Below are 19,959 nucleotides of genomic sequence, written 5' to 3' on the forward strand. Positions count from 1 at the left end.
AGGAAAGAAAAGGGGTGTGCGGAGGCGGGGCTCGGCGGCCCTATCGCATTCGCTTGCTCACGGAAGGCTCCCTCGAACGACCAGGACCCCTGGTTTGCGAGGGGTCCGCGCTTGCCGTAGGCCTTGCTGCCGTACGGCCTGGTCTTCACCCGGGGCACCCCGCCACGGACGGAGGGTTGCCGGACAGTCGGCCGGGGCCTCATGACTGTCACTCATGACCTGGTACAGGAACGTAGACGAAATGATCGTCGTCCCGCAACCCGTGTCCGGATTACGGGACGACCGTCGTGGAGCGTTACGCGTTGCTCGCCGCCACCCAGCGGTCCAGCGTCCGCCGTGCCGCGCCCGAGTCGATGGACTCGGCCGCCCTGTCCATCCCGGCGCGGATCTGCTCCGCCAACGGGGCGTCAGTGGGGTGCAGGGCCACCAGCGCGGCCGCCGAGTTCAGCAGCACCGCGTCCCGGACCGGGCCGGTCTCACCGTCCAGCAGACGGCGGGCGACCTCGGCGTTGTAGGAGGCGTCCGCGCCGCGCAGCGCCTCGACCGGGACCAGCTCGATGCCGACGTCCCGCGGGTCGAAGGTCTCCTCGGCGACCTTGCCGTCGCGGACGATCCACACCCGGGAGGTGGAGGTGGTGGTCAGCTCGTCGAGGCCGTCGTCACCGCGGAAGACCAGCGAGGAGTTGCCGCGCTCGGCGAAGACGCCCGCGACGATCGGCGCCATCCGCAGATCCGCGACACCCACCGCCTGGGCCTTCACCCGGGCCGGGTTGGTCAGCGGGCCGAGGAAGTTGAAGGTCGTGCGGATGCCCAGCTGGCCGCGGGCCGCCGCCACATGACGCAGCGCCGGGTGGAACTTCACCGCGAAGCAGAAGGTGATGCCCGCCTCCTCGGCGACCTCGGCCACCCGCCGCGGCGTCAGCTGCAGATTGACGCCCAGCTTCTCCAGCACGTCGGAGGCGCCGGACGCCGAGGACGCGGCCCGGTTGCCGTGCTTGACCACCTTGGCGCCGGTGCCGGCCACGACGATGGAGGACATCGTGGAGATGTTCACCGTCCTGGCGCCGTCGCCGCCGGTGCCGACGATGTCGACGGTCTCGCCGGGCACCTCGATCACATTGGCGTGCGCGTACATCGCCCGGACGAGCCCGGCGATCTCCTCGACCGTCTCGCCCTTGGCCCGCAGCGCCACCGCGAACCCGGCGATCTGCGCGTCGGTCGCCTCACCGCGCATGATGCGGTCCATCGCCCAGGCGGTGTCCTCGGCGCTCTGGTCCCGGCCCTCCAGCAGACCGTTCAGCACCACGGGCCAGGAACGGCCCGCCGCGGTGTCGCCTCCAGCGGGGGTCACAGCGCTCATCAGCCGCTCCTGATCGTCGTAGAACACACGGAACACCACTCGGTGTGATTCCAGCCTATCCAGCCCCGGGCACGGCGAAGGGCCCCCGTCCGAACACCGGACGGGGGCCCTTCGACCGTGGCGTGGCGAACGCAGCGATCAGTGGTGGCCGTGGCCGCTCGTGATCTCCTTGTACTCCTCGACAGTCGGCTTGGGGATCTGGGAGTCCTCGCCGAAGTACGCCTGGCTCAGCTTGGCGCGCAGCTTCTCGGAGCCCTTCACCTTGCGCTCGACACCGTTCTCGTCGACCGTCGGGCCGATCTGGGCCGGCTCGTACTGCTCGTGCGCCGTGAGGGTGTAGAGGGCCTCCTGGCTGAGCGGCTCGTGCACCTCGATGAACTCACCGTGCGGCAGGCGCTTGATGGTGCCGGTCTCACGACCGTGCAGCACCTTGTCCTTGTCCCGGCGCTGCAGGCCGAGGCAGATCCGCTTGGTGACGATAAAGGCGATGATCGGGCCGGCGAAGAAGCCGATCCGGACGAACCAGGTCACGGCGTTGATCGACAGGTGGAAGTGGGTGGCGATCAGGTCGTTGCCACCACCGACCAGCGTGATCATGTACATCGTGATCCAGGCGACGCCGAACGCGGTACGCGTCGGGGCGTTGCGCGGGCGGTCCAGGATGTGGTGCTCGCGCTTGTCGCCGGTGACCCAGGACTCGATGAACGGGTAGACCGCGAGCGCCACCAGGACCAGACCGAAGAGGACCAGCGGGATGAACACGCCCAGGACGAGCGTGTGACCCCAGATGTTGACCTCCCAGCCCGGGAAGTAACGGATCAGACCCTCGGCGAAGCCCATGTACCAGTCGGGCTGGGCGCCGGTGGACACCTGGTCCGGCCGGTAGGGGCCCATCGCCCAGATCGGGTTGATCTGCGCGATCGCCGCGATGGCCGCGATGACACCGAAGACCAGGAAGAAGAAGCCTCCGGCCTTGGCCATGTAGACCGGCAGCAGCGGCATGCCGACGACGTTCTTGTTGGTCTTTCCGGGGCCCGCGAACTGCGTGTGCTTGTGGTAGAAGACCAGGATCAGGTGGGCCACCACGAGGCCGAGCATGATGCCCGGCAGCAGCAGGATGTGGATCGAGTAGAAGCGGGCCACGAAGTCGGTGCCCGGGAACTCCCCGCCGAACAGGAACATCGACAGGTACGTGCCGATGATCGGCGTCGACAGGATCGCGCCCTGCGTGAAGCGGACACCGGTGCCGGAGAGCAGGTCGTCCGGGAGCGAGTAGCCGGTGAAACCGGTGAACATGCCCAGGACGAACAGCAGGAAGCCGAACAGCCAGTTGATCTCACGCGGCTTGCGGAACGCGCCGGTGAAGAACACGCGCATCATGTGCACGAACATCGCGGCGAGGAAGATCAGCGCCGCCCAGTGGTGGATCTGCCGGATCAGCAGACCGCCGCGGACGTCGAAGCTGATGTCCAGCGTCGAGGCGAACGCCTCCGACATGAGCTGGCCCTGCAGCGGCACGTACGAGCCGTGGTACTCCACCTCGTTCATCGACGGGTGGAAGAACAGCGTCAGATACACACCCGTGAGGATGATGATCAGGAAGCTGTAGAGCGCGACCTCACCCAGCATGAACGACCAGTGGTCGGGGAAGATCTTGCGCATGTTGGCCTTGGCCAGGGAGTAGATCCCCAGCCGGCCGTCGGCCCAGTCGGCGACGCGCTCGCCGGCCGGTGCCTTCCCGCGAGAGCGGGACTCGGGGGTTTCTGTAGTGCTCATCCGCGCTCCCAGAAAGCAGGACCGACGGGCTCTTCGAAGTCGCCAAGCGCCTGAAGGTAGCCCTCGTCGTTCACGCCGATGCGCAGCTGCGGAAGGGCGTGGCCGGCCGGGCCGAAGATCACTCGGGCACCGTCGGACAGGTCGAAGGTGGACTGGTGGCAGGGGCAGAGCACGTGGTGCGTCTGCTGCTCGTACAGGGAGATCGGGCAACCGACGTGGGTGCAGATCTTCGAGTACGCCACGATGCCCTCGTGCGACCACTCGAGCTCGCGCTTGTCCTTGATGTCCTCCGGCTGGAGCCGGACGATCATCAGGGCCGCCTTGGCGATCTCGTTCTGGAAGTCGTGGTCGTGCTCCTCCAGGCCCTCGGGCATGGCGAAGGTGAGCGAACCGACGGCGACGTCCGACGGACGCAGCGGCTCGTGCGTGTTCATGTTGACCAGCAGCTTGCCCTTGGACCACAGCGTGTGGCGGAGCTTGGTCTCGGGGAGCGGGCCGAGGTCGCGCAGCAGGACGACACCGGACAGCGGCACCAGCGCCACCGCACCGAACATCGTGTTGCGGATCAGCTTGCGGCGGCCGAGCTGCGACTCCTTGGCGCCCTGCTTGAAGTCGGCGTGCACCTGGGCACGGACGTCGGCGGGGGCCTCGATCGGGTGCCGCTCCTGGACCAGCTCCTCGTCGGACATCAGGGTGCGGCCCCAGTGGACCGCGCCCGCGCCGATGCAGAACAGCGCGATACCCAGGGTCAGACCGAGGGCGAAGTTCAGGGCGCTGAGGTGACCGATCGGGAAGACGAAGATCGACTTGTCGATCGGGATGGTCACGTACGAGACGATGAAGCCGATGGTGGCCAGCATCGACACCGTGAACAGCAGGGCGACCGCGCGCTCGGACCGCTTGGCGGCCCGCTCGTCGATGTCCTGGATCCGGTGCTCGTGGGGCGGCAGGCCGGGATCGGCGAACGGGTCCTTCTCGTCCGCGACCGCTACGGCGCGGTCCTGCTCTGCGGGCAGGTTCTCTTCTGGAATGTCTTGGCTACTCATGACTTCTTGGCCTTTGCGGTCCGAGCGGCGACCCAGACGGCGACCGCGATCAGCGAGCCCAGACCGAAGACCCACGAGAACAGGCCCTCACTGACCGGCCCGAGGCCGCCCAGCTCCATGCCGCCCGGGTTCTCGGTCTCGTCGCTGTTGACCGCCTCCAGGTACGCGATGATGTCCTTCTTGTTCTGCTCGGACAGCGTCGTGTCGGGGAAGGAGGGCATGTTCTGCGGGCCGGTCTGCATGGCCTCGTAGATGTGCTTGGGGTCCACGCCCTCGAGGGTCGGCGCGTACTTGCCCTTGGTGAGCGCACCGCCCTTGCCGGTGAAGTTGTGGCACTGCGCGCAGTTGGTGCGGAACAGCTCGCCACCCTTGGCGATGTCCGCGCCCTCCGGGCCGTACTGCTCCTCGGTCGGCACGGACGGACCGGCACCCAGCGAGGAGATGTACGCCGCGAGCTGGTCGATCTCGGCCTGGGTGTAGATGTTCTTCTTCCGCGGGACCTGGGCGCCCTGGGAGGTCGCGGCCGGCATACGGCCGGTGCCGACCTGGAAGTCGACGGCCGCCGCGCCCACGCCGACCAGGCTCGGACCGTCGGAGGTGCCCTGACCGCCGGTGCCGTGGCAGCTGGCGCAGCCGACGGCGTAGAGCTTCTTGCCCTCGTCGATGGCGAGGGACTGGGCGGTGGTTTCATCGGCCTGCGCCTTGCCCGCGGGTGCGAACGCGGCGTACAGCCCCCCGGTAGCCGCCAGCGCGAGGAGTAGGACGACGACCGCCGCCAGCGGATGGCGTCGTCGTGCGGAGAGCTTTTTCACGGATTACCCCGGTGTCAGGATCTTCTGCGTCGATGCTTCTGGGATGTGCGTTTCTTCGGAACGCGCGAGGGATCGGGTCCGGCTACTTGATCATGTAGATCGTGGCGAAGAGGCCGATCCAGACGACATCGACGAAGTGCCAGTAGTAGGACACGACGATGGCGGCGGTCGCCTGCTCGTGGGTGAACCTCCGGGCCGCGTAGGTACGGCCCAGGACCAGCAGGAAGGCGATGAGACCGCCCGTCACGTGCAGGCCGTGGAAGCCGGTGGTCAGGTAGAAGACCGAGCCGTAGGGGTCGGAGGAGAGCGAGAGGCCCTCGTGCTTGACCAGCTCGGTGTACTCGTACACCTGGCCGCCGATGAAGATCGCACCCATGATGAAGGTGACGATGAACCAGCCCCGGAGCTTCTTCACGTCACCGCGCTCGGCGGCGAACACGCCGAGCTGGCAGGTGAGGGAGGAGAGCACCAGGATCGTGGTGTTCGTCGCCGAGAACGGGAAGTTCAAGGCGTCCGCCTTCTCACTCCAGAACTCGGGTCCTGTCACCGATCGCAGGGTGAAGTACATCGCGAAGAGGGCCGCGAAGAACATCAGCTCGGAACTCAGCCAGATGATCGTTCCGACGCTGACGAGGTTCGGCCGGTTGACCGACGGGTGCGCGTGCCCGGTATCTACTGTCGTTGCTGTCGCCACGACCGACATTATGTCGGTCGCTTATCCCGCCCTCACTCCGGGGGGTGCCGTTCGGAGTGTTGCCCTGGGCCATACCGGTGTTGACGTGGTGTTCATGGGAGTAGCATCCGGGCCTACGGGCCTTTCCGTACGACGCCGAAGTCACGGAGGAAGCTATGCAGCCGACCGCCACGGTGCTGGTCTACAGCGACGACTCCAACACCCGCGAGCAGGTACGGCTCGCCTGCGGGCGCCGGCCGGCTCCCGATGTTCCCGTGGTGGAGTTCGTGGAGTGTGCGACTCCGGGGGCTGTGCTGAGGGAGCTGGACAAGGGCGGGATCGACGTCTGCGTGCTGGACGGGGAGGCCGTGCCGATGGGGGGTATGGGGCTGTGCCGGCAGATCAAGGACGAGGTGTTCGCGTGTCCGCCGGTGTTGTTGCTGATGGGGCGGCCGCAGGACGCGTGGCTGGCTACGTGGAGCCGGGCTGAGGCGGCGGTGACGTTGCCGGTGGATCCGGTGGAGTTCGCTTCGGCGTTGGCGTCTCTGTTGCGCCAGAAGAAGCTTCTGAGCGCCTAGCAGCTCGGGAGGGGCGGGGTCGCATATCGATACGGCCCCGCGCCCCTGAAGCCATCACACCGCCGTCGGTCGGAGCCTTGCCGTTTCTTCCGGTTTCGGCGTCTCCGGCTTGCCGGCTGTCAGGGCGCTGCCCTCTCGCCACTTCTTCCAGGTGAGGTTCCAGTCGCCGAAGCCGTTGCCGAAGGGTTCCATCGTGTTGCCGTAGGAGTTGACGACCTGGACGAGGTCGCCTTCGCGGACGTTCTCGAAGAACCAGGCGGCGTTGGTGGTGTTCATGCCGGTGCAGCCGTGGCTGACGTTGGCGTAGCCCTGGTCGCCGACGGACCAGGGGGCGGCGTGGACGTACTCGCCGCTCCAGGTGACGCGGGTGGCGTAGTAGACGGGCAGGTCGTACGACTCGTCGGTGCCCTCGGCGATGCCGACGGTGGTGCCGCGCATGCGTACGAAGTACTCCTTGGCGAGCACCACCTTGACCCCGTTGCGGGTCTCGAAGCCGGGCTTGCCGGTGGTGACCGGGATGGACTTGATCTCCTTGCCGTTCTTGTAGATGGTCATCCGGTGGGACGAGGCGTCCGTGACGGCGAGGACGGCGTCGCCGGTGGTGATCCTCAGGGGCTTGGCCGTGCCGCCCCACAGCCGGTCGCTGATCTTGATGCCCTCCAGGTTGCTGTGGACCTGGATGGTGGCGTGGGTGGGCCAGTAGTCCTTGGGACGGTAGTGGAGTTCCTTGTCGTTCACCCAGTGCCAGGCGCCGTCCGTGGCGGGCGTGGACTGCACCTTGAGTGCGCGCTCGACGATCGCGCGCTGTGCCCTGTCCTTGACCGCGCCGCTGAGGTTCGCGGTGATGGGCTGGCCGACGCCGTACGTGCCCGCCTTGGGGCCGAAGGTGACGTCCAGCCGCTTCTTGGTGACGGGCTTGCCGGTGTCGAGGACCAGGACCCGGCGGCCGGGCCTGCCGTCCTCGTCCTCCGTGCTCACCCGGACCGTGTAGCGGGCGCCTGCGGCCAGCGGGGAGGTGGAGTGCCAGCGGCCGCCGTCGGCGGAGAGTTCGCCCGCCAGATGGCGGCCGGCCGCGTCCACGGCCGTGACGTCCGTGATGCGCCCGTCGGAGACCTCGGCGGTGACCTCCAGGGGCTTGTCCGGGTCGGCCTTCTTCCCGCCGCCGGTGGGGCTGTTGAAGGAGATCTGGTCCGTCGCGTCGTACGGCGCGGCCGACAGCGGGTTTCCGTCGCCGCCGCAGGAGGTGACGACCGGGCCGAGGGCCATCACGAGCAGGGCGCAGGCGATGACGGTACGAGTACGCGGTGTGTGGCTCATGAATTCACGCTAGGGAGATTCGTCAACCACTGCGCGCGGGGAAACCCGGCCGGGGGACGGCAATTGCTGCGAAAGCGTGAACCCGGACCCTCCTGACGGAGTGTCCGGGTTCCATGGCGCTCGACGTGTGCTACTGGGTGCGGTTCTCACCGCGGTAGTACTCGAAGACCCAGCCCCAGACGCCGATCAGGATCAGCGGGGCCGAGAAGTACATCAGCCACCAGCCGATGGCGATGCTCAGGAAGGCGAGCGCGCCACCGATGGCCAGGGACAGCGGCTGCCAGCTGTGCGGGCTGAAGAAGCCCAGCTCGCCCGCGTCGTCCGCGACATCGGCGTCCAGGTCGTCCTGGGCACCGACGTCGACCCGCCGGGCGGTGAAGCCCAGGTAGAAGCCGATCATGATGGCCAGGCCGAAGGCCAGGAAGAGGGCGGTCGTGCCGGCCGGCTCCTTCGACCACACGCCATAGACGATCGCCATGGCGAGGATGAAGACGCTCAGCCACATGAACATCTTGCCCTGGATCTTCACTTGCCGGCCTCCTTGCTACCAGCGAGCGCGCTCTGGCCGTGACCCAGCTGCTCCAGTGCGGCGATGTCGGGGTGGTGCAGGTCGAACGCCGGGGATTCGCTGCGGATCCGCGGCAGGGTGAGGAAGTTGTGCCGCGGCGGCGGGCAGGAGGTCGCCCACTCGAGGGAGCGGCCGTAGCCCCACGGGTCGTCGACGCCGACCGGCTTGCCGTACTTGGCCGTCTTCCAGACGTTGTAGAAGAACGGCAGGATCGACGCGCCGAGGACGAACGAGCTGATCGTGGAGATCGTGTTCAGGGCGGTGAACCCGTCGGCCGCCAGGTAGTCGGCGTAACGGCGCGGCATGCCCTCGGCGCCCAGCCAGTGCTGGACCAGGAAGGTGCCGTGGAAGCCGACGAACAGCGTCCAGAAGGTGATCTTGCCGAGCCGCTCGTCGAGCATCTTGCCGGTGAACTTCGGCCACCAGAAGTGGAAGCCGGAGAACATCGCGAAGACGACCGTGCCGAAGACCACGTAGTGGAAGTGGGCCACCACGAAGTACGAGTCGGAGATGTGGAAGTCCATGGGCGGCGAGGCCAGGATGACACCGGTCAGACCACCGAAGGTGAAGGTGATCAGGAAGCCGGTCGCCCAGAGCATCGGCGTCTCGAAGGACAGCGAGCCCTTCCACATCGTGCCGATCCAGTTGAAGAACTTCACACCGGTCGGGACGGCGATGAGGAACGTCATGAAGGAGAAGAACGGCAGCAGCACACCGCCGGTGACGTACATGTGGTGCGCCCACACGGTCACGGACAGACCGGCGATGGCGATGGTCGCCGCGACCAGACCCCAGTAGCCGAACATCGGCTTGCGGGAGAAGACCGGGATGACCTCACTGATGATGCCGAAGAACGGCAGGGCGATGATGTACACCTCTGGGTGTCCGAAGAACCAGAAGAGGTGCTGCCACAGCAGTGAACCGCCGTTGGCCGGGTCGAAGATGTGCGATCCGAACTTGCGGTCCGCCTCCAGGGCGAACAGCGCGGCCGCCAGGACCGGGAAGGCCAGCAGGACCAGGACACCGGTCAGCAGGACGTTCCAGGTGAAGATCGGCATGCGGAACATGGTCATGCCCGGCGCGCGCATGCAGATGATCGTGGTGATGAAGTTGACCGAGCCGAGGATGGTGCCGAAGCCGGAGAAGGCCAGACCCATGATCCACATGTCGGCGCCGGCGCCCGGCGAGCGGATCGCGTCCGACAGCGGGGTGTAGGCGAACCAGCCGAAGTCGGCCGCACCCTGCGGGGTGAGGAAGCCGCCCACCGCGATCAGCGAGCCGAACAGGTAGAGCCAGTAGGCGAACATGTTCAGCCGCGGGAAGGCGACGTCGGGGGCACCGATCTGGAGCGGCATGATCCAGTTCGCGAAACCGGCGAACAGCGGCGTCGCGAACATCAGCAGCATGATCGTGCCGTGCATCGTGAACGCCTGGTTGAACTGCTCGTTCGACATCATCTGCAGGCCCGGACGGGCCAGCTCGGCGCGCATGAAGAGCGCCATGACGCCGCCGATGCAGAAGAAGGCGAACGACGTGACCAGATACAGGGTGCCGATCGTCTTGTGGTCGGTGGTCGTCAGCCACTTCACCACGACGTTGCCGGGCTGCTTGCGCCGGACCGGAAGCTCATTCTCGTAGGTGCCGGCCTCGGGGGCACCTTGAGGTTCGTTGACGATGCTCACAGGTTGTTCGTCTCCCGGTTCTTCTCGTGGCTCGTCTGCGCGATGCCGGCGGGAACGTAACCGGTCTGCCCCTTCTTGGCGAGGTCCTTGAGGTGCTGCTCGTAGCGCTCAGGGGAGACGACCTTCACGTTGAACAGCATCCGGGAGTGGTCGACGCCGCACAGCTCGGCGCACTTGCCCAGGAAGGTGCCCTCGTGGTTGGGGGTCACCTGGAAGGCGTTGGTGTGGCCCGGGATGACGTCCTGCTTCATCAGGAACGGCACCACCCAGAAGGAGTGGATGACGTCCCGCGAGGTCAGGACGAAGCGGACCGTCTTGCCCTCCGGCAGCCACAGCGTCGGACCGGGGTTGCCCGTCTGCGGGTTGCGCTCACCCGGCGTACCGCAGGTGTAGACACCGCCCGCGTTGTCCGGGAAGTCCTTCTTGTAGCGGTCCGGGACCGCTTCCAGTTCCTTGGCGGTCTTGGCGTCGCCGGTGGAACCCTCGACGTTCTCGATGTAGTTGAAGCACCAGCTCCACTGGAAGCCGACCACGTTGACCGTGACGTCCGGCTTCTTGTCCATGCTGAGAAGCTTCGACTCGTCGCGGGCCGTGAAGTAGAAGAGGACCGAGACGATGATGATCGGTACGACCGTGTACAGCGCCTCGATGGGCACGTTGTACCGGGTCTGCGGAGGGATCTCCACCTTGGTGCGGCTGCGCCGGTGGAAGATGGCACTCCAGAGGATCAAGCCCCACACCAGCACGCCGACGGCGAGCGCGGCAGCCCAGGAGCCCTGCCACAGGGAGAGGACGATCGGCGCCTCTTCCGTGGTGGGGGTGGGCATGCCAAGGCGGGGGAAGTCCTCCCATGTGCAACCGGTGGCGGTCGCCAGGACCAGGCCCGCGGTCAGTGCCTGCAGCAGCTTCCGCCGCATCGGGCGCCGCGGCGAGCGGTCGGAGCCGTTGGGACTCACGTAGCGCCTTCCCGAGAGTCTCGCCCGCGCGGATCGGCTGCGGCCTGGCCTTCTCGCTGGTCGGTCGCCGCCCTGCGTCGGGCAGGGGTTTGGATGTTTATGCGGACCAAACCCTAGCCCACCCTCTCCGAGGGTTCGCGGGGAGGGGTACCTACTCGGTGGGGTGGTTCGCTGGTTTGGCGGCTGCGGGTGGTTTGTGGCTGGTCGCGCAGTTCCCCGCGCCCCTTGAGGTCAGCTGCCCCGCTGGAGTTTTACCGTTGCCGTATGGCCTACTTCGATGCCGCTTCCGCTGCTCCGCTCCATCCCGTCGCCCGTCAGGCGTTGTTGGCCTCTTTGGATGAGGGGTGGGCTGATCCTGCGCGGTTGTACCGGGAGGGGCGTCGGGCTCGGATGTTGCTGGACGCGGCCCGCGAGGCCGCTGCCGAGGCCGTCGGATGTCGGCCGGACGAGCTGGTGTTCACGTCCTCCGGGACGCGTGCGGTGCACTCCGGGATCGCGGGTGTGCTGGCGGGCCGGCGGCGGGTCGGACGCCACCTGATCGTGTCAGCGGTCGAACACTCCTCTGTGCTCCACGCCGCCGAGACGCACGAGGCGGACGGCGGCACGGTCACCCGGGTGGGGGTGCGGCGTACGGGTGAGGTGGCGGTCGAGGAGTACGCCGGCGCGCTTCGGCCGGACACCGCGCTGGCGTGTCTGCAGTCCGCCAACCACGAGGTGGGGACCGTGCAGCCGGTGGCCGAGGTGGCCGAGGCCTGCCGGGCGGCCGGGGTGCCGCTGCTGGTGGACGCGGCGCAGTCGCTGGGCTGGGGTCCGGTCGCGGGCGACTGGTCGCTGCTGACCGCGAGCGCCCACAAGTGGGGCGGGCCGTCGGGAGTGGGGCTGCTCGTCGTCCGCAAGGGGGTGCGGTTCGCGCCGCAAGGGCCGGTGGACGAGCGGGAGTCGGGCCGGTCCGCCGGGTTCGAGAACCTCCCGGCGATCGTCGCCGCGGCGGCCTCGCTGCGGGCGGTGCGGGCGGAGGCGGACGCCGAGGCGGTACGGCTGCGGGAGCTGACGGAGCGGATCCGGGCCCGGGTGCCGGAGCTGGTGCCGGACGTGGAGGTGGTGGGCGAGCCGGAGCGGCGGCTGCCGGGGATCGTCACCTTCTCCTGTCTCTATGTCGACGGGGAGACGCTGCTGCACGAGCTGGACCGGGAGGGTTTCTCGGTTTCCTCCGGATCGTCCTGCACGAGCAGCACGCTGACGCCCAGCCATGTGCTGAAGGCGATGGGGGTGCTGAGCGAGGGCAACGTCCGCGTCTCGCTGCCCGCCGGCGCACCGGCTCAGGACGTCGACCGGTTCCTGGAGGTGCTGCCGGAGGCGGTGGCCGGGGTGCGCGAGAAGCTCGGCGCGCCGGCCACCGCCACGGTCGTACGACAGGAGGACACCCTTGTCGTGGACGCCCTCGGCAAGCTGTGCCCGCTGCCGGTGATCGAGCTGGCGAAGGTCATCGGCCAGGTGCCGGTGGGCGGCACCGTCCGCGTCCTCGCCGACGACGCGGCGGCCCGCCAGGACATCCCGGCGTGGTGCGAGATGCGGGGGCAGGAGTACGTGGGCGAGGAGGCGGCGGAGAAAGGAACGGCATACGTGGTCCGCCGGACGACGTGACCTACCAAAAGGGGCGCGGGGCTGTGTCGATATGCGGCTACCGCCGCGTGGGCGCGACCAGCCCCCACGCACCCGCAGACGAAAATCAGCCCAGGTGCTGCTGAACCTCAGCGGCAGCGTCGTGCCCGTACGCCTTGGTGAACCGGTCCATGAAGTGCGCCCGGCGCAGCTGGTACTCCTGCGTCCCCACCGTCTCGATGACCAGCGTCGCCAGCATGCACCCGACCTGGGCGGCGCGCTCCAGCGAGACGCCCCAGGCAAGACCCGAGAGGAACCCGGCCCGGAACGCGTCGCCGACACCCGTGGGGTCGGCCTTGCGCTCCTCCTCCGGGCAGCCGACCTCGATCGGGTCCTCGCCGACCCGCTCGATCCGCACGCCGCGCGAGCCGAGGGTGGTGACGCGGTGGCCGACCTTGGCCAGGATCTCCTCGTCGGTCCAGCCGGTCTTGGACTCGATGAGGCCCTTCTCGTACTCGTTGGAGAAGAGGTACGTCGCCCCGTCCATCAGGATGCGGATCTCCTCGCCGTCCATCCGGGCGATCTGCTGGGAGAAGTCCGCGGCGAACGGGATGGACCGGGAGCGGCACTCCTCGGTGTGGCGGAGCATCGCCTCGGGGTCGTCGGCGCCGATCACCACCAGGTCGAGGCCGCCGACGCGGTCCGCGACGGTCTTCAGCTCGATCAGCCGGGCCTCGCTCATCGCGCCGGTGTAGAAGGAGCCGATCTGGTTGTGGTCGGCGTCGGTGGTGCAGACGAACCGGGCGGTGTGCAGGGTCTCGGAGATCCGGACCGAGCCGGTGTCGACGCCGTGCCGGTCCAGCCAGGCGCGGTACTCGTGGAAGTCGAAGCCGGCCGCGCCGACCAGGATCGGCTTCGTACCCAGTTGGCCCATGCCGAAGGCGATGTTCGCGGCGACGCCGCCCCGGCGGACGTCGAGGTTGTCGACCAGGAAGGAGAGCGAGACCGTGTGCAGCTGGTCCGCGACGAGCTGGTCGGCGAAGCGGCCGGGGAAGGTCATGAGGTGGTCGGTGGCGATGGAGCCGGTGACTGCGATGCGCACGGCGTGGACGCTCCTGGGTGGAGGGGTAATGACATTCCACGCTACCCGGTGTGAGGGCCGCGCCTGAAGCTGGCAAAACTACCCGATAGTAGATCTTTCTTCGTGAGCCGACCCGTGCCTACGGTGCCGCCATGACGAACCTCTACGCCCCTGCCCCCGCCCCCGCCGACCTGGAAGGCGACCTGGCGTCGCTGCGCGGCGACTGCGCCCGGATGGCTCCGCACTGGACGGCCCCGGACCGGGACACGGCGCTGCCCGTCTCCCCGTCCCTGATCCATGGCGTGACCGTGCCGGCGGCCTCCGCGCGGCTCCTGGACGCGATGTCCGACTACGGCGACTGAGCGAACCCCCTCCCCGGGACCGCCCCAGGGGAACCGTGCGCTCCTTCTCCGCGTCCCATCGCTGTCCCCCGTAACAGCTGTGCGGCCGAAGGAGCGATGCGGTGAACAGCGAGCGACCCGACAACGACGACGAGGTCGTGGGCGCGTCCGGCGCCGCCGAGCGTGAGACAGAGGGCGCGGAGGCCACGCGGGCACCCGACGCCGCGCCGGAATCGGACGCCGCGCCGGAACCCGTGGCCACGCCCGGACCGGAGGCGACCCCCGAGCCCGAGGCGACGCCCGAGCCCGAGGCCACGCACGAGGCCGCGGCCACCCACGACCCCGCGGCCACCCACGCCCCCGAGGCGACGCGCGAGCCAAAGACCGCGCACGAGCCCGAAGCCACGCCCGAGCCGGACATCACGCCGAGCCCGGAGGGCCCTTCCCGGCGTCGCTCCCCCGCCGTCATCGCCGCCGTCGCCGCTGCCGTGCTGCTCGCCGGGGGCGGTGGGGCGTATCTCGCCGGCTCGGCGGGGGGCGGAGCGGGCGGGGGGTCGGGATCCGGCGCGCCCGGCGGGGGCGGCACTCCGCCGCCGCTCGCCCTCGACGGCTACGCGGAGGGTGCCGGGAACGGCATCGCGCCCGGGGAGCCGGACCCCAACGGCGTCACCTACAAGGCGTCGGGCGAGCTCCCGGAGGGCCCCGGCTCGGCGCCCGTCTACTGGGCGAAGGGCGAGGTCACCCAAGCGGAGGTCGCGCGGCTGGCCGCGGCGCTCGGCGTGGACGGGGCGCCGGTGGCCGAGGGACAGGCCTGGAAGGTCGGGTCTGGCAAGGACGGCCAGGGGCCCAGCCTCCAGGTGAACCGGCAGGCGCCCGGCACCTGGACGTTCCACCGGTACGCCCCCGGCACCGACGACTGCGAGAGCATGACCGTCTGCTCCAAACCTCCCGCCTCCCCGGCCACCGACCCGGTGAGCGAGGCGGCGGCGCGCAAGGCGGCGGCGCCGGTGCTGAAGGCGCTCGGGCAGGACTCCGCGCGGGTGGACGCCTCCCAGGTGACGGGCGCGCAGCGGGTGGTGAACGCCGAGCCGGTGGTCGGCGGGCTGCCGACGTACGGCTGGCCGACCGGGCTGACGGTCAGCGCCCAGGGCGAGGTGGTCACGGGCAGCGGTCAGCTGAAGGCGCCGGTGAAGGGGGCGACGTATCCCGTGCTGGACGCGGCCGGGACGCTGGAGCGGCTGAACGCGGCGCAGGAGCCCGGGCATCGTGTCGGCATCGGCGGCTGCGCCACTCCCGTACCGCTGGAGGAGGAGCGTGCGCAGGCACCCTGCGAGACCTCGGTCCCGGCGACGCCCGCCCCACGCGAGGCGATCGTCGTGGAGGACGCGGTCTTCGGGCTGGCCTCGCACTTCGTGGACGCGCGGCCGACGCTGGTGCCGTCCTGGCTGTTCGAGGTGCGGGCGCCGGGCGCGGCGGACGGCTTCACGGTGACGTATCCGGCCGTCGATCCGAGGTATCTGACCTCGCCCGCACCTCCCGGGGAGCCGAGCGGCAACCCCAGTCCGCGGCCGACGGGGCCGGACTCGCCCGCCGAGACCCGGAACGTGAAGGTGGAGGGGTACACCGCCGAGGGCAGGGAGCTGACCGTCGCCTTCACCGGCGGGGTCTGCGCGGACTACGAGGCGACGGCGACGGAGAGCGCGGACGAGGTGACGGTCACGGTGACCGAGACGCCGTGGCCGGACAAGGTCTGCATCATGATCGCCAAGGTCCATCACCGCACGGTGGAGCTGGACGAACCGCTCGGCGACCGGAAGGTCGTCGGCTCGGACGGCGAGGCGATCCCGCTGGAGAAGCCGGGGGCTCGGCTGCCGGCGCAGTAACGCAGTACCTACGCGTCCCATGCGAAAGGCGGCGGCCCTCGTCAGGAGGGGCCGCCGCCTTTCACGTCACGCGGCTCAGCTGAAGGAGTCGCCGCAGGCGCACGAACCCGTCGCGTTCGGGTTGTCGATCGTGAAGCCCTGCTTCTCGATCGTGTCCACGAAGTCGATGGTGGCGCCGCCCAGGTACGGGGCGCTCATGCGGTCGGTGACGACCTTGACCCCGCCGAAGTCCTTCTCCACGTCACCGTCGAGGGAACGCTCGTCGAAGAACAGCTGGTAGCGCAGGCCGGAGCAGCCGCCGGGCTGGACGGCGACGCGCAGCGCCAGGTCGTCGCGGCCTTCCTGGTCGAGCAGCGCCTTGACCTTGGACGCGGCGGCGTCGGTCAGGATGATGCCGTCGGTGACGGTGGTGGTCTCGTCCGATACGGACATCTACATCTCTCCCGGGTTGTACGGAGACTGCTTGCCGACGGTTGCAACCGGCGGGGCCACGGATTCATTCCGGGACGCGCCCGACTCTTTTCTCCTTGGCTCGTTTTTCATGCTCGCACACGCGCGGGCGGGCGCACAGCGCCCCGGTGTCCGCCACTCGACAAGGCGACGTTCCGGACATCGGGATTCATGTCACATCGACGCAATGGCCATCGTCAAAGTGACGTGAAGCGGTTATGATAGATAGCGTCATTTCGACGAAAAGGTCGAATAGCTGTCCCGCTATCCCGCCGACCCGGTCCCCCGGGTCGGCGAGCCGCAGAAAAGAAAGGGTGCGTGTCGTGACCACCGCCCAGACCCAGGAGCTCGACGTACAGCCGACGCCCCTCGCCCTGCTGCTCCTCGGCCGTGAGGCCGACCCGAGGAGCGAGCGCGGCGTGGAGTGCCCCGGCGACCTGCCCTCGCCGTCCGACCCGGACCTGGTCGAGCGCGCCCGCGCGGCCAAGGAGAAGCTGGGCGACAAGGTCTTCGTGCTGGGCCACCACTACCAGCGCGACGAGGTGATTCAGTTCGCCGACGTCACGGGCGACTCCTTCAAGCTGGCCCGCGACGCGGCCGCCCGCCCCGAGGCCGAGTACATCGTCTTCTGCGGCGTCCACTTCATGGCGGAGTCCGCTGACATCCTGACCTCCGACGACCAGAAGGTCGTCCTGCCCGACCTCGCCGCCGGCTGCTCGATGGCCGACATGGCGACGGCCGAGCAGGTCGCCGAGTGCTGGGACGTGCTGACCGAGGCCGGCATCGCCGAGCAGGTCGTGCCCGTCTCGTACATGAACTCCTCCGCGGACATCAAGGCGTTCACGGGCAAGCACGGCGGCACGATCTGCACCTCCTCCAACGCCAAGCGCGCCCTGGACTGGGCCTTCGAGCAGGGCGAGAAGGTGCTCTTCCTGCCGGACCAGCACCTGGGCCGCAACACCGCCGTCCGCGACATGGGCATGTCCCTGGACGACTGCGTGGTCTACAACCCGCACAAGCCGAACGGCGGCCTGACCGCCGACGAGCTGCGCGCCGCGAAGATGATCCTGTGGCGCGGCCACTGCTCGGTGCACGGCCGCTTCAACCTCGACTCGGTGAACGACGTGCGCGAGCGCATCCCCGGCGTGAACGTCCTCGTCCACCCCGAGTGCAAGCACGAGGTCGTCGCCGCGGCGGACTACGTCGGCTCGACCGAGTACATCATCAAGACCCTCGAGGCCGCCCCGGCCGGCTCCAAGTGGGCCATCGGCACCGAGCTGAACCTGGTCCGCCGCCTGGCGAACCGTTTCGCTCCCGAGGGCAAGGAGATCGTGTTCCTCGACAAGACGGTCTGCTTCTGCTCCACGATGAACCGCATCGACCTCCCGCACCTGGTCTGGGCCCTGGAGTCCCTGGCCGACGGCAAGCTGGTCAACCGCATCGAGGTCGACAAGGAGACCGAGGCGTTCGCGAAGCTGGCGCTGGAGCGGATGCTGGCGCTGCCGTAGCCGCAGCCGCAGCCGCAGCCGCAGCCGAAAAACCGTGACCGACCCCGGTCACCCCGACGACGTGGGCTTCCTGTCGGGGTGGCCGGGGTCGACGGTGAAGAGGGTGCCGTCCGGCGTGACAACGATCAGGCCGCCCTCGTGCACGAGCACCTCGGGCCCGGCCCAGCCGTTGTCCGAGACCCGCTCGGAGCGCGGGCGGGTCTCCCACAGCAGCGTGCCTTTCCGGGCGTCCAGGGCCGCCACCCGGCCACTGAGGCTCGCCAGGAACACGGTGCGGCCCCGCTGGTCGAGCACGACGGCGCCCGGTTGTTCGAGGGTCGTCTCGGTACGCCACAGCTCCTTGCCCGTGGCCGGTGAGACGGCCCGTACGACCCCGTTGGACACGGCGAACCAGAACCTGCCGCCCGCCAGGCCGGCGCGACCGGGGAACACCTCCGCCAGCCTGACCCGCTCGCGGTCCCCGGTCTCGGGGTCCACCAGCACGACCGCCTTGAACGCCTCGTCGGTGGTGCCCAGCCACGCGTCGTCGGCCCACTGCAGGAAGGCCAGCCGGCCGTCGAAGGTGCCGTAGAGCGTCTGCTCGACCGACGGCAGGGTCACCCGGCGGGTCGATCCGTCGGCCGGGTCGAACTCCAGGATGAGCGATTTGTCTCCGGCGTCGGTGGTGCACTCCATGTACAGGCCGGGGACCGTGTCCAGGAAGTCGCAGTAGTAGCCCACGGGCAACGGTCTCGTCCAGCGCTGCTCGCCGGTGCGGGGCGAGCGGGCGACGACTGAGCGCCCGCTCTCGTCCGGCGTCACCACCACACCTTCGGCGAAGGAACTGTCGGCGAAGTCCTCGCCCACGGAACGGTTCCACAGCCGTCCGCCGGTCCCGGCGTCGAGGGCGACGATGTCGACCTCGTCGTTCTCCTGGTTCTCGTCGGAGACGATCAGGCGTACGACCACCGTGCCGTCCGCCACCCCGAGGACGCCCGCCGAGGAGAGCCGGTCGGCGACCACCCCGTCCGGGAGCAGGTCGGCCCGCCACACGGTCTTCCCGGTCAGGGCGTCCACGCGCACCGGCAGCATGCCGTCGCCCCCGCAGTACACGGCGCTCTCGTGCAGCAGGCACTCCGGACCGCTCGCCATGCCGCCCTGGCCCACCGGCTTCGCACCGCGCGCGGCGGGCGCGAACACCGTCGTCTGCCACGGCTGCCAGCCCTTCGGCAGACTCCCCCACCGGGAGGGCGCGCTCACCTTGGGGTCGGCCGACGGTCCGGGCGTCACCCCGGCGTCGTCCATGCCGGGCCCCAGCAGATACGCCGTGAGACCGAGCGCGAGCGCGCCGACGGTGCCGGTCACGGCCAGCAGGGGACGGACCCGGCCACGGCGTCCGGGATGGGTGGTGGTCCCCGGATCGGCGACCGTGCCGGGATGGGTCGCCACCAGATCCGGCTTGCCGAGGCGCAGGGTGACGGTGGGCGGGTCGCCGGGGTCCGGTTCGGGCAGCGCGGCGGCGAACTCCCGGGCCAGCTCGTCGAGTCCGGGCCGGTCCTCGCGTTCCTTGGTCAGACAGCGCTCCAGGATGCCGCGCAGCTGCTGCGGCACACCGTCCAGCACCGGGGCGTCGTTGATGACCCGGTAGGCCGTCAGATAGGGGCTCTCGGCGTCGAACGGGCCGCGCCCCGTCGTGGCGTACGCCAGCAGCGCACCGAGAGAGAAGACATCGGAGGCCGGCCCCACCGAGCGGGCATCGGTGAACTGCTCCGGGGACATGAACGGCGGGGTGCCGATCATCTGCCCGGTCTCCGTCAGGGTGAGGTTCTCGGTGGCGCGGGAGATGCCGAAGTCGATGACGCGGGGCCCGTCCTCGGCCATCAGCACATTGGCCGGCTTGAGATCCCGGTGCACCACCCCGGCCCGGTGGATGTCCCGCAGCGCCTCCACCAGCCCCAGCGCCAGCCGCCGCAACTCGGCGTCGCGCAGCGGACCGTGGGAGCGTATCCGCTCGGCGAGCGACCGGCCGGGCACGTACTGCGTGGCCATCCACGGCCGCGCGGCCTCCGGATCGGCGTCCACGACCGGCGCGGTGAACGCACCGCTGACCTTGCGGACGGCCTCGATCTCCTGCCGGAACCGGGTACGGAAGACGGGATCCTGCGCGTACTGCGCGTGCACCACCTTGACGGCGACCTCACGCCCGGACCGCGCTCTGCCCCGGTAGACGACCCCCATGCCCCCGGCCCCGAGCCGGTCGACCAGCTTGTAGCCGCCGAGCGACCGCGGATCGTCCTTGTGCAGTGGCACCGCCCGATTCCCCTTCCCCCGTTGCGCAGTTCGCGGC

Annotated in this window: 17 protein-coding genes and 1 riboswitch; of the genes, 5 read left to right on the forward strand and 12 right to left on the reverse strand. The window is 69.3% G+C overall.

Going from position 1 to position 19,959, the window contains the following annotated elements; all coding sequences use genetic code 11:
* Nucleotides 1-102: 102 nt before the first annotated feature.
* Nucleotides 103-220, reverse strand: a riboswitch (SAM riboswitch).
* A gap of 75 nt (nucleotides 221-295) precedes the next feature.
* From trpD to ctaE, 5 genes are all read right to left on the reverse strand, one after another.
* Nucleotides 296-1,360 (reverse strand): anthranilate phosphoribosyltransferase, encoded by a 1,065-nt coding sequence (gene trpD, locus ACZ42A_RS01200; protein ID WP_468525029.1) that lies wholly within the window; start codon nucleotides 1,358-1,360, stop codon nucleotides 296-298.
* 138 nt (nucleotides 1,361-1,498) lie between these two features.
* Nucleotides 1,499-3,136 (reverse strand): cytochrome bc1 complex cytochrome b subunit, encoded by a 1,638-nt coding sequence (gene qcrB / locus ACZ42A_RS01205; protein ID WP_468525030.1) that lies wholly within the window; start codon nucleotides 3,134-3,136, stop codon nucleotides 1,499-1,501.
* Nucleotides 3,133-4,182: a cytochrome bc1 complex Rieske iron-sulfur subunit gene (qcrA, locus tag ACZ42A_RS01210; protein ID WP_468525031.1), complete on the reverse strand. Its 1,050-nt coding sequence runs from the start codon at nucleotides 4,180-4,182 to the stop codon at nucleotides 3,133-3,135. The genes qcrB and qcrA overlap by 4 nt, the downstream gene beginning before the upstream one ends.
* Entirely contained in the window at nucleotides 4,179-4,994 is an 816-nt protein-coding gene (gene qcrC, locus ACZ42A_RS01215; protein WP_468525032.1) for a cytochrome bc1 complex diheme cytochrome c subunit, read from the reverse strand. Before qcrC ends, qcrA begins: the two co-directional genes overlap by 4 nt.
* A gap of 82 nt (nucleotides 4,995-5,076) precedes the next feature.
* Nucleotides 5,077-5,697 carry an aa3-type cytochrome oxidase subunit III gene (ctaE, locus tag ACZ42A_RS01220; RefSeq protein ID WP_073942916.1) on the reverse strand — a complete coding sequence of 207 codons (621 nt, stop codon included), beginning with the start codon at nucleotides 5,695-5,697 and terminating at the stop codon, nucleotides 5,077-5,079.
* Nucleotides 5,698-5,843: 146 nt separating this feature from the next.
* Between ctaE and ACZ42A_RS01225 the strand changes: the two genes are divergently transcribed.
* Complete coding sequence (locus tag ACZ42A_RS01225; protein WP_468525033.1) at nucleotides 5,844-6,245, forward strand: response regulator; 402 nt, start codon at nucleotides 5,844-5,846, stop codon at nucleotides 6,243-6,245.
* Between the two features lie 54 nt (nucleotides 6,246-6,299).
* Here the strand turns inward: ACZ42A_RS01225 and ACZ42A_RS01230 are convergent, their stop codons facing one another.
* The 4 genes from ACZ42A_RS01230 to ctaC all read right to left on the reverse strand — a co-directional run bounded on the left by ACZ42A_RS01230 (nucleotide 6,300) and on the right by ctaC (nucleotide 10,768).
* Nucleotides 6,300-7,562, reverse strand: coding sequence for a L,D-transpeptidase (locus ACZ42A_RS01230; RefSeq protein WP_468525034.1), 1,263 nt, complete (start codon nucleotides 7,560-7,562; stop codon nucleotides 6,300-6,302).
* A gap of 130 nt (nucleotides 7,563-7,692) precedes the next feature.
* Nucleotides 7,693-8,091, reverse strand: a complete 399-nt coding sequence (locus ACZ42A_RS01235) for a cytochrome c oxidase subunit 4 (RefSeq protein ID WP_468525035.1) — start codon at nucleotides 8,089-8,091, stop codon at nucleotides 7,693-7,695.
* A complete protein-coding gene (gene ctaD / locus ACZ42A_RS01240; RefSeq protein WP_468525036.1) occupies nucleotides 8,088-9,812 on the reverse strand; it encodes an aa3-type cytochrome oxidase subunit I in 1,725 nt (574 codons plus the stop codon). The genes ACZ42A_RS01235 and ctaD overlap by 4 nt, the downstream gene beginning before the upstream one ends.
* The gene (ctaC, locus tag ACZ42A_RS01245; protein ID WP_468525037.1) at nucleotides 9,809-10,768 is read right to left on the reverse strand and encodes an aa3-type cytochrome oxidase subunit II; all 960 of its coding nucleotides are present in this window, start codon (nucleotides 10,766-10,768) and stop codon (nucleotides 9,809-9,811) included. The genes ctaD and ctaC overlap by 4 nt, the downstream gene beginning before the upstream one ends.
* A gap of 264 nt (nucleotides 10,769-11,032) precedes the next feature.
* Here ctaC and ACZ42A_RS01250 point away from each other — a divergent pair, with 264 nt between their 5' ends.
* Complete coding sequence (locus ACZ42A_RS01250) at nucleotides 11,033-12,412, forward strand: aminotransferase class V-fold PLP-dependent enzyme (RefSeq protein ID WP_468525038.1); 1,380 nt, start codon at nucleotides 11,033-11,035, stop codon at nucleotides 12,410-12,412.
* An 85-nt stretch (nucleotides 12,413-12,497) separates the two neighbouring features.
* Here ACZ42A_RS01250 and ACZ42A_RS01255 read toward each other — a convergent pair whose 3' ends face one another.
* Nucleotides 12,498-13,472 carry a carbohydrate kinase family protein gene (locus ACZ42A_RS01255; protein ID WP_468525039.1) on the reverse strand — a complete coding sequence of 325 codons (975 nt, stop codon included), beginning with the start codon at nucleotides 13,470-13,472 and terminating at the stop codon, nucleotides 12,498-12,500.
* 131 nt (nucleotides 13,473-13,603) lie between these two features.
* Here ACZ42A_RS01255 and ACZ42A_RS01260 point away from each other — a divergent pair, with 131 nt between their 5' ends.
* Together ACZ42A_RS01260 and ACZ42A_RS01265 are read left to right on the forward strand one after the other, a co-directional pair.
* Nucleotides 13,604-13,813 (forward strand): hypothetical protein, encoded by a 210-nt coding sequence (locus ACZ42A_RS01260; RefSeq protein ID WP_468525040.1) that lies wholly within the window; start codon nucleotides 13,604-13,606, stop codon nucleotides 13,811-13,813.
* Between the two features lie 101 nt (nucleotides 13,814-13,914).
* Nucleotides 13,915-15,675: a hypothetical protein gene (locus ACZ42A_RS01265; protein WP_468525041.1), complete on the forward strand. Its 1,761-nt coding sequence runs from the start codon at nucleotides 13,915-13,917 to the stop codon at nucleotides 15,673-15,675.
* A gap of 75 nt (nucleotides 15,676-15,750) precedes the next feature.
* On the opposite strand, the gene ACZ42A_RS01270 is transcribed toward ACZ42A_RS01265, so the two are convergent.
* Nucleotides 15,751-16,107 carry a HesB/IscA family protein gene (locus ACZ42A_RS01270; protein ID WP_006135694.1) on the reverse strand — a complete coding sequence of 119 codons (357 nt, stop codon included), beginning with the start codon at nucleotides 16,105-16,107 and terminating at the stop codon, nucleotides 15,751-15,753.
* A gap of 341 nt (nucleotides 16,108-16,448) precedes the next feature.
* On the opposite strand from ACZ42A_RS01270, the gene nadA reads away from it, so the two are divergent.
* The gene (gene nadA / locus ACZ42A_RS01275) at nucleotides 16,449-17,633 is read left to right on the forward strand and encodes a quinolinate synthase NadA (protein ID WP_468525042.1); all 1,185 of its coding nucleotides are present in this window, start codon (nucleotides 16,449-16,451) and stop codon (nucleotides 17,631-17,633) included.
* A 48-nt stretch (nucleotides 17,634-17,681) separates the two neighbouring features.
* On the opposite strand, the gene ACZ42A_RS01280 is transcribed toward nadA, so the two are convergent.
* Nucleotides 17,682-19,922, reverse strand: coding sequence for a protein kinase domain-containing protein (locus ACZ42A_RS01280; protein WP_468525043.1), 2,241 nt, complete (start codon nucleotides 19,920-19,922; stop codon nucleotides 17,682-17,684).
* Nucleotides 19,923-19,959 lie beyond the last annotated feature (37 nt).

Source organism: Streptomyces sp. NPDC030838 (assembly GCF_055572035.1).

Coding starts and splice junctions, on each gene's coding strand:
- ctaE (WP_073942916.1), bottom strand. CDS start 5,697: ATGTCGGTCGTGGCGACAGCAACGACAGTAGATACCGGGCACGCGCAC.
- ACZ42A_RS01250 (WP_468525038.1), top strand. CDS start 11,033: ATGGCCTACTTCGATGCCGCTTCCGCTGCTCCGCTCCATCCCGTCGCC.
- qcrA (WP_468525031.1), bottom strand. CDS start 4,182: ATGAGTAGCCAAGACATTCCAGAAGAGAACCTGCCCGCAGAGCAGGAC.
- ACZ42A_RS01230 (WP_468525034.1), bottom strand. CDS start 7,562: ATGAGCCACACACCGCGTACTCGTACCGTCATCGCCTGCGCCCTGCTC.
- qcrB (WP_468525030.1), bottom strand. CDS start 3,136: ATGAGCACTACAGAAACCCCCGAGTCCCGCTCTCGCGGGAAGGCACCG.
- ACZ42A_RS01260 (WP_468525040.1), top strand. CDS start 13,604: ATGACGAACCTCTACGCCCCTGCCCCCGCCCCCGCCGACCTGGAAGGC.
- trpD (WP_468525029.1), bottom strand. CDS start 1,360: ATGAGCGCTGTGACCCCCGCTGGAGGCGACACCGCGGCGGGCCGTTCC.
- ACZ42A_RS01225 (WP_468525033.1), top strand. CDS start 5,844: ATGCAGCCGACCGCCACGGTGCTGGTCTACAGCGACGACTCCAACACC.
- ACZ42A_RS01270 (WP_006135694.1), bottom strand. CDS start 16,107: ATGTCCGTATCGGACGAGACCACCACCGTCACCGACGGCATCATCCTG.